Source organism: Phocaeicola sp., assembly GCF_048170425.1.
GTDB lineage: Bacteria > Bacteroidota > Bacteroidia > Bacteroidales > Bacteroidaceae > Phocaeicola.
This window is the reverse complement of record NZ_DBEXBB010000221.1, coordinates 1-7,618: the sequence shown is the minus strand read 5'-3', so window position 1 is coordinate 7,618 and position 7,618 is coordinate 1. Positions and strand designations below refer to the sequence as shown.

Annotated in this window: 10 protein-coding genes; 3 read left to right on the top strand and 7 right to left on the bottom strand. The window is 45.5% G+C overall.

The window, feature by feature from the left end; all coding sequences use genetic code 11:
- Both ACMJ0U_RS08860 and ACMJ0U_RS08855 read left to right on the top strand, forming a co-directional pair.
- Positions 1-1,183 (top strand): acetate kinase (locus ACMJ0U_RS08860; protein ID WP_417129608.1); only part of this gene is annotated, 1,183 nt, incomplete at its 5' end.
- Positions 1,184-1,335: 152 nt separating this feature from the next.
- On the top strand, positions 1,336-2,376 hold the full coding sequence (locus ACMJ0U_RS08855; RefSeq protein ID WP_417129607.1) for a PfkB family carbohydrate kinase: 1,041 nt from the start codon (positions 1,336-1,338) through the stop codon (positions 2,374-2,376).
- A 94-nt stretch (positions 2,377-2,470) separates the two neighbouring features.
- On the opposite strand, the gene ACMJ0U_RS08850 is transcribed toward ACMJ0U_RS08855, so the two are convergent.
- From ACMJ0U_RS08850 to ACMJ0U_RS08820, 7 genes are all read right to left on the bottom strand, one after another.
- Positions 2,471-3,235 (bottom strand): UDP-2,3-diacylglucosamine diphosphatase, encoded by a 765-nt coding sequence (locus tag ACMJ0U_RS08850; RefSeq protein ID WP_417129606.1) that lies wholly within the window; start codon positions 3,233-3,235, stop codon positions 2,471-2,473.
- Between the two features lie 19 nt (positions 3,236-3,254).
- Entirely contained in the window at positions 3,255-3,575 is a 321-nt protein-coding gene (locus ACMJ0U_RS08845) for a metal-sulfur cluster assembly factor (RefSeq protein ID WP_022053104.1), read from the bottom strand.
- 85 nt (positions 3,576-3,660) lie between these two features.
- The gene (radC, locus tag ACMJ0U_RS08840) at positions 3,661-4,350 is read right to left on the bottom strand and encodes a RadC family protein (RefSeq protein WP_417129605.1); all 690 of its coding nucleotides are present in this window, start codon (positions 4,348-4,350) and stop codon (positions 3,661-3,663) included.
- A 59-nt stretch (positions 4,351-4,409) separates the two neighbouring features.
- Complete coding sequence (locus tag ACMJ0U_RS08835) at positions 4,410-5,405, bottom strand: glycosyltransferase (protein WP_417129604.1); 996 nt, start codon at positions 5,403-5,405, stop codon at positions 4,410-4,412.
- 13 nt (positions 5,406-5,418) lie between these two features.
- Complete coding sequence (ispF, locus tag ACMJ0U_RS08830) at positions 5,419-5,898, bottom strand: 2-C-methyl-D-erythritol 2,4-cyclodiphosphate synthase (RefSeq protein ID WP_417129603.1); 480 nt, start codon at positions 5,896-5,898, stop codon at positions 5,419-5,421.
- Entirely contained in the window at positions 5,895-6,512 is a 618-nt protein-coding gene (locus tag ACMJ0U_RS08825; protein ID WP_417129602.1) for a fumarylacetoacetate hydrolase family protein, read from the bottom strand. Before ACMJ0U_RS08825 ends, ispF begins: the two co-directional genes overlap by 4 nt.
- A 4-nt stretch (positions 6,513-6,516) precedes the next feature.
- Positions 6,517-7,170: a redox-sensing transcriptional repressor Rex gene (locus tag ACMJ0U_RS08820; RefSeq protein WP_417129601.1), complete on the bottom strand. Its 654-nt coding sequence runs from the start codon at positions 7,168-7,170 to the stop codon at positions 6,517-6,519.
- 109 nt (positions 7,171-7,279) lie between these two features.
- On the opposite strand from ACMJ0U_RS08820, the gene ACMJ0U_RS08815 reads away from it, so the two are divergent.
- A complete protein-coding gene (locus tag ACMJ0U_RS08815) occupies positions 7,280-7,618 on the top strand; it encodes a translation initiation factor (protein WP_417129600.1) in 339 nt (112 codons plus the stop codon).

Here is a 7,618-nt window from a genome sequence, read left to right as displayed (position 1 = left end):
CAACTGCGGTAGTTCTTCAATCAAATACAAATTGTTTGAAATGTCTACAAAAGAAGTCCTCGCTCAAGGAGGTATTGAAAAAATCGGTCTTCCGGGTTCTTTCCTGAAGCTGACTTTGCCTAACGGCGAAAAGAAAGTGATTGAAAAAGACGTACCGGAACATACCACTGGTGTACAGTTCATTTTCGACACTTTGACTAACGCTGAATATGGAGCAGTAAGCAACCTGCACGAAATCAAAGCAGTAGGTCACCGTGTATTGCACGGAGGAACCAAGTTCAGCGGTTCTGTACTGATTGACGACGCCGTAATTGCAGCTGTAGAAGAATGCTGCGACCTGGGCCCGCTTCACAACCCAGCCAACCTGAAAGGTATCTATGCCGTACAGAAACTTCTGCCGGAAGTACCACAAGTAGCTGTATTTGATACTGCTTTCCACCAGACCATGCCGGATTATGCTTACCTGTACCCAATACCTTACAAGTATTTCGAAAAATACGGTATCCGTCGCTATGGTTTCCACGGCACCTCTCACCGTTACGTATCAAAACGTGTATGTGAGTTCCTGAACATTCCGCAGGAAGGTAGCCGTATCATCACTTGCCACATCGGCAACGGTGGTTCAATCGCAGCCGTAAAAGACGGAAAATGTATTGACACGACCATGGGACTTACTCCGCTGGAAGGCTTGATGATGGGAACTCGTTGCGGTGACATCGACGGTGGCGCCATCACTTACATCATGAAGAAAGAAGGCCTGACTCCAGACGAAATGTCTACCTTGCTGAATAAGAAGAGTGGTGTACTGGGTATGTTCGAAAAATCAAGCGACATGCGCGAACTGGAAGATGCAGTAGCCAGAGGTGAAGAACGTGCTATCCTGACAGAAAATATGTATTTCTACCGCATTACTAAATACATTGGTGCATACGCAGCTGCCATGGGAGGCGTTGACGTAATCTTGTTCACTGGCGGTGTTGGAGAAAATCAGGCTACAGCCCGTGCAGGTGTCTGCAAGACATTGGGCTTCCTGGGCGTAGAAATCGATCCGGAAAGAAACAAAGTACGTGGCAAAGAAGCTATCATCTCTACTGACAGTTCTAAAGTAAAAGTAGTGGTTATTCCTACTGACGAAGAGTTGATGATTGCTACAGATACCATGAACATCCTGAACAACAAATAATCGCAGGAATCCTAAAAGAGTTAAAAGAGGATACCTCCTGAAAAGGAATTCACTATCTTTGCGCAAGAAACAAAGGCAAAGAGATATTCCCTCAGGAGGTATCCTCTTTCTTTTTGCCCACGTTCTAACTTATAAACGAAAAACCTTCTATTATGAGCAAAAAGATTGTAACATTTGGAGAAATCATGCTCCGTCTCACCACTCCTGATAACTTGCGTATCCAGCAAAGCCGTGACTTTCTGGTTAACTATGGAGGAAGCGAAGCTAACGTAGCCATCTCCATTGCCAACTTTGGCGGAGAAGTAGAATATATTACCCGATTACCGGACAATGCACTGGGAGAAACCTGTATTGCAGAACTGCGTTCTCACAATATCGGAACAAAACATATTCTTTTCGGCGGACACCGCTTAGGTACTTATTATATGGAAAAAGCTGCCGCTATGCGTAATTCCAACGTCATCTACGACCGCGAAAATTCCTCGTTCTCTGAACTGAAGCCTGGAATGATTAACTGGCGCGAAATTTTCAAAGACGCATCCATCTTCCACTGGTCGGGTATTGATGCTGCACTGACTCCCGGATTGGCTGAAGTGTGCAAGGAAGCTATTGACATAGCCAAGGAAATGGGACTGACTATCTCATACGACATCAACTACCGGAAAAACTTGTGGAACTACGGAAAAACAGCCCAGGAAGTATTACGTCCGCTCATGATTAACAGTGACATCATGTTTGGCAGTGAAGGTGAATACGCTCTTGTCACCGGAGTTCCGGCTCCTGGATTCAAAGCAACCCGAAGCGGTGAAAAATATGACACTGTAGCGTACGAAAAATTCTGTAAGGAAATCAGCCAGCAAATCCCGAACTGCAAATACATCTACATAGCCTTACGTAATGTGATGAGTTCGGAACACCATACTTTTGCGGGAGTACTTTATGCTCAAGGTGAGATGAAATACACCCGTGTGTTCGACATTGATAACGTGATTGACTGTGTGGGAGTAGGTGATGCATTCTGCGGTGCCATGCTTTACGCACAAAATGCATACGAAGACAACCAGAAACGTGTGGATTTCTCTACGGCTGCTTCCGTTCTGAAGAATACGATTGCCGGCGACTATAACATGGTAAAGGTATCCGAAGTAGAAGGTCTGCTTGCCCGCCACGAAAGTGGAGAAGTTGCTCGATAACGAACAATAACAAACTCTATAAAAATTCAGGCGCTGAAAAGAAGTTATATTCTTCCTCAGCGCCTGAATACTTTCTTATTCTCTTCAAACAGAATCATACCGAAGTTTCTCCTTCAATATACTGTTCCAGGAACATATTTTCTCCATCGAAAACCGCATACGAGAATTCAGTAATCCAGTCGCCCAGAATCATCATACGCGATGTACGGCTTAACATCAAATCCAGCATAATGTGACGATGCCCGTAGATAAAGTAATTAATGTCCGGATGGCTCTTTAAATACTCTTTTGAGAAAAGCACCAGCGGTTCCTTATCTTCTCCCATATAGTCAGGTTCACGCCCGCCTTCCCTTTTCAGGCGACTATGCTTGGCCCATTCCAGTCCAAACTCCACGCTCCATCGCGGATGAAGCATCGAGAACAGACGCTGTAAAGTCTTACTATGGAACATCGTGCGTAACAGTTTGAAGTTACGGTCATTATCTCCCAGCCCGTCACCGTGCCCCAGGAAAAACTCTTTCCCGTAAATCTCACAAGTCAGCGGCTCGCGATGTAAAGTAACTCCACACTCCTTTTCCAGGTAGTCCCCGCACCAAATATCATGATTACCGATAAAAAAATGTACTTCCACCCCCAAATCGGTCAGCTCCGAGATTTTTCCTAAAAAGCGCGTATATCCTTTGGGAACCACCAGTTTGAACTCATACCAGAAATCGAACATATCGCCCAACAAGTAAACGGCTGCTGCCCGATGCTTGATACTGTCCAGGAAATTCACCAGCCTGCGCTCCTGCGTACGCCCGTGTGCAATAGCCCTCGAACCCAAGTGCGCATCCGAAAGAAAATATACATTCTTCATCGCATCCATAAATCTTTTTCTACAAAAATCCTAATTCCAGTTTTGCTTCCTCTGTCATCATATCCTTGTCCCACTCCGGTTCAAAGACCAGGTTGACCGTAGCAGCTGTTACCCCCTCGACCGATTCTACTTTTTGACGCACATCTTCCATAATGAAATCAGCAGCCGGACAGTTCGGAGCTGTCAAAGTCATGTCAATGGTCAATTCCCCGTTTTCCTGAAGGTCTATCTTATAAATCAAGCCCAGGTCGTACACGTTTACCGGAATTTCCGGATCGTACACGGTCTTCAACATATCTATGATTTTTTCCTCAATCTTCAACTTCGTTTCGTTGTCCATAATCTTTAATCTTTCAATCCTTATTCTTTCCGCAAACTTAGGGAAAAATCTCCATTTTTTCACCTTCACCCGATAAAAAAAGACATTAAAGACGTCCTTCATCCCCGTAACTGTAATAATCTCCGTCTGAAACTACCACATGATCCAGCAGGCGAATGTTCATGGTGCGTGCAGCTTCCAGCAACGCATGGGTCAGACGGTCGTCATCCTGACTCGGACGAATGTTTCCCGAAGGGTGGTTATGGCAGAGAATCATGGAAGTGGCCCGTTTCAAGAGTGCCTCTCGCAAAATACAACGCACGTCCACCTGAGTAGAAGCTAATCCTCCCCGACTAATTTTAACCACATCAATCACCTTGGCGGCCTGATTTAGCAGCATCACCCAGCACTCTTCTACCGGCAGGTCGCACATCAGCGGATGAAAGAAAGCATATACATCTTGCGAGCTGGTGATTTTCTTCCGCTCTGAAGGTTCTTCCTCTCTTCTGCGTTTTCCTAGTTCAGAGGCAGCCAGAATTGTCACGGCCTTTGCCGGGCCAATTCCTTTATAGCGGCAAAGGTCGTCCACTGTATATTTACCGAGTTCACTCAAGCGGTTGTGACAATTATCCAGTACCTTCCGCATCAGTTCTACCGCCGTCTCTTCCGTACTTCCAGAACCTATCAGGATGGCCAGTAACTCAGCATTGCTTAAAGCTGCCGGACCGTGCAGCATCATTTTTTCTCGTGGACGGTCTTCTTCCGCCCACTGGGTAATGTTCAGTTTCTCGTTCATGTGTCAATTTCTTATTTTAAAATACAGACGAGCTACTGAATCCCTATTGAGAGCAATGTCTATTTATAGAACGTTTTTTCGAAAGCCGAGAAAGACTTTCCACCACATATACAACGTTTCCACCACGCCCGCAAAAAGCCGGAACCGTAGCCCGTCAATTGTATAAACGCAGCAATGACAGAAAGTCCACCGATTTTTATACTTTTATTGCGAATTGAAGCATCTATAAAGATAATCACGGCAAACAAAGCCAGCAAAAGCAAGCTCCACGGACAGATAAAAGCGGCCAGCAATACCAGCACCACTCCTACCGTAAATACAGCCGGAAGCAGATGCACGAGCTTCAATGATTCAGGATATTTCTTATACAAATCAATGCGGGCGATACCGGAATTGTGTACTTGCTTGAAGAATTTTTTCAAATCCGTACGACGTTTATGCCATACCCAGGCTTCCGGAAACAGACGACAACGGTAGCCTCCTTTAAAAATACGGATACTAAAATCAATGTCCTCGCCAAAACGCATCGCAGAGAATCCGCCCAATGCCTTGTACACCTCGGCACAGACTCCCATGTTGAAACTGCGGGGATAGAATTTATCCATTTTCTTCTTGCCACCCCGGATACCTCCCGTAGTAAAGAAAGAAGTCATGGCATAATTAATGGCTTTCTGTACATCCGAAAAAGAATCGTGTGCACGGTCGGGGCCACCAAAGGCATCTGCCGGTTCCCGATGGAGTTCCGCTTCCACCGCAGCCAGATACGTCTCGGGCAGGATGCAATCTGAATCCAGAATCAGCAGATACTCTCCGCGACTGCGCTCTGCCGCATAGTTGCGTGTCTGCCCGGGTCCTGAATTCGGTTTCTCAAAATAATGCACATCCAACGTTTCTGCATACTTGTCCACCACCTGTTTACAAGGAATGGCAGATCCGTCCTCCACGACCACTACTTCAAAATCTCTGTATGTCTGTCCGCACAAACTCTGCAACAGTTCATCCACTTCATCCGGACGATTGTACACCGGAATCACCACAGAATATTTCGGATTCATCTTTTTTCCTCCTTCAGTCCTTTTCTATTAACACCGTAGCATAGGCCGAGACACCTTCCTCACGCCCGGTAAATCCCAGCTTCTCTGTAGTGGTAGCCTTAATGGACACATCGTCCACGTCTACCTCCATCACCCGTGCCAGCACTTCCTGCATCTCCGGAATAAACTTTTTCAGCTTCGGACGTTCAGCACATACCGTAGCATCCACATTCCCAACCCGATAACCCTTTTCGGCAATCAGTTTCACCGTCTTTGCCAGCAGAATCTTGCTGTCAATATTCTTGAAGTCAGCCGAATTATCCGGAAAATGATAACCAATGTCACGCATATTTGCCGCTCCTAGCAAAGCGTCACAAATGGCATGAATCAACACATCGGCATCCGAATGTCCCAGCAAACCCATTTCATGTTCCAGACGGATACCACCCAGCCAAAGTTCACGCCCGGTCACTAACTTGTGCACGTCGAATCCAAATCCTACTCTTATCTTCATCGTATGTAAAAATCAAGAAGTTTCTCATTTTCCAAAAATCCCTCCAGGTGGTTTCCGATTTGCACGGGACCTACTCCCACCGGTGTACCGGTAAATAGCAAGTCGCCGATTTTCAACGTACAGAAACGGCTCACATAGGCAATAATCTGATCTACAGAGAACAACATATCGGCTGTATTACCCTGTTGTACTGTCTTTCCGTCAATATCCAGATGGAAGTTCAACTTCTGTATATCACCTATTTTTTCCACCGGAACCCAGTCGCCAATAGCCGCTGAGCTGTCAAATCCCTTGCACAGTTCCCAAGGCTTTCCCTCGGCACGAAACTTACGCTGCAAGTCACGGGCTGTAAAATCAATTCCTACCGTAACAGCATCATAGTAACGATGGGCGAAACGTTCGGAGATATTTTTTCCCAGGCGGCAGATACGTACCACCATCTCTGTTTCATAATCCACTTGTTCACAAAAATCGGGAATAAAAAAAGGCTTGCTGTCTTTCAGCAAGGCAGAATCCGGCTTCATAAAAATAACCGGTTCCTGAGGCAAGGCTTCTCCTGCATGCAACTCATGGCAATGCAGGCTATAGTTCATGCCTATAGCAATAATTTTCATGGAGTTATTTCTTTATAATTTCATTCAAACGGTTGAACATCACTGCCAGATGTGCATACAGTGACGTGTTTTGTACGACAATCGTTTCCGGCACACGAATACGGAAAGGGGTAAAGTTCCACACAGCCTGAATGCCTCCGGCCACCATCTTGTCCGTAATATCCTGGGCAATGTTGATGGGTACGGTCAGCACACCGATTTTCACCCCGTCCTTTGCTCGCCGTTCTTCAAACTCATCGGTATGGTAAATAGGAATACCCTCTACAGTCGTGCCCACCAAACTCGGATTAATGTCGAATGCGCCCACAATCTGCAATCCGAAATGTGACAGACCGGAGTCTCTGAGCAAAGCTCCTCCCAGACTTCCCACACCAAACAAGTACGCCTTATGCAGATTCGTGAAACCTAAAAAATCCTCCAGTACCTGAATCAACAGGTCCACTTCATACCCTACCCTTGTGCGTCCGGAAATATCTACATACGACAGGTCTTTGGCAATCTGTGAGGCATCAATATTTATTTGTCTGGAAATCTGTGTAGAAGATACATACTTCTCCCCTTTCTCTTTCATCAGCTTTGCATTCGAAAGATACCACGGGAGTCTGCGTAAAGTAGGCTCAGGAATCTTGTCCGTCATTTTACGACTTCGTACCGCCATTCGGAGTTATTCAATTAATCAATAATGCAAAATTAAACTATTTCTTGTAAACCCTGAACACGATTCCTGAAAAATGTCATACCTTTGAAGCAGATTAAATTAAATTCACATGAAAAAGAACGACTGGAAAGACCGCCTGAACATTGTATATTCCACCAACCCGGATTTCAATTACAATATGGGAGAAGAAGAGGAAACTGAAACCCTCGACCCCAAACAACAGAAACTGAGGGTCAATATTGAGAAAAAAGGACGAGGTGGAAAAACCGTTACTGTCATTACCGGATTTATCGGTTCGGAAGATGACTTAAAAGAACTTGGGAGAATGCTCAAGACCAAATGTGGCGTGGGTGGTGCCGTAAAAGACGGAGAAATTCTCATTCAGGGAGAGTTCAGACAACGCGTTATCGACCTGTTAAAAGCAGAAGGATTCAGTCAGACAAAATAA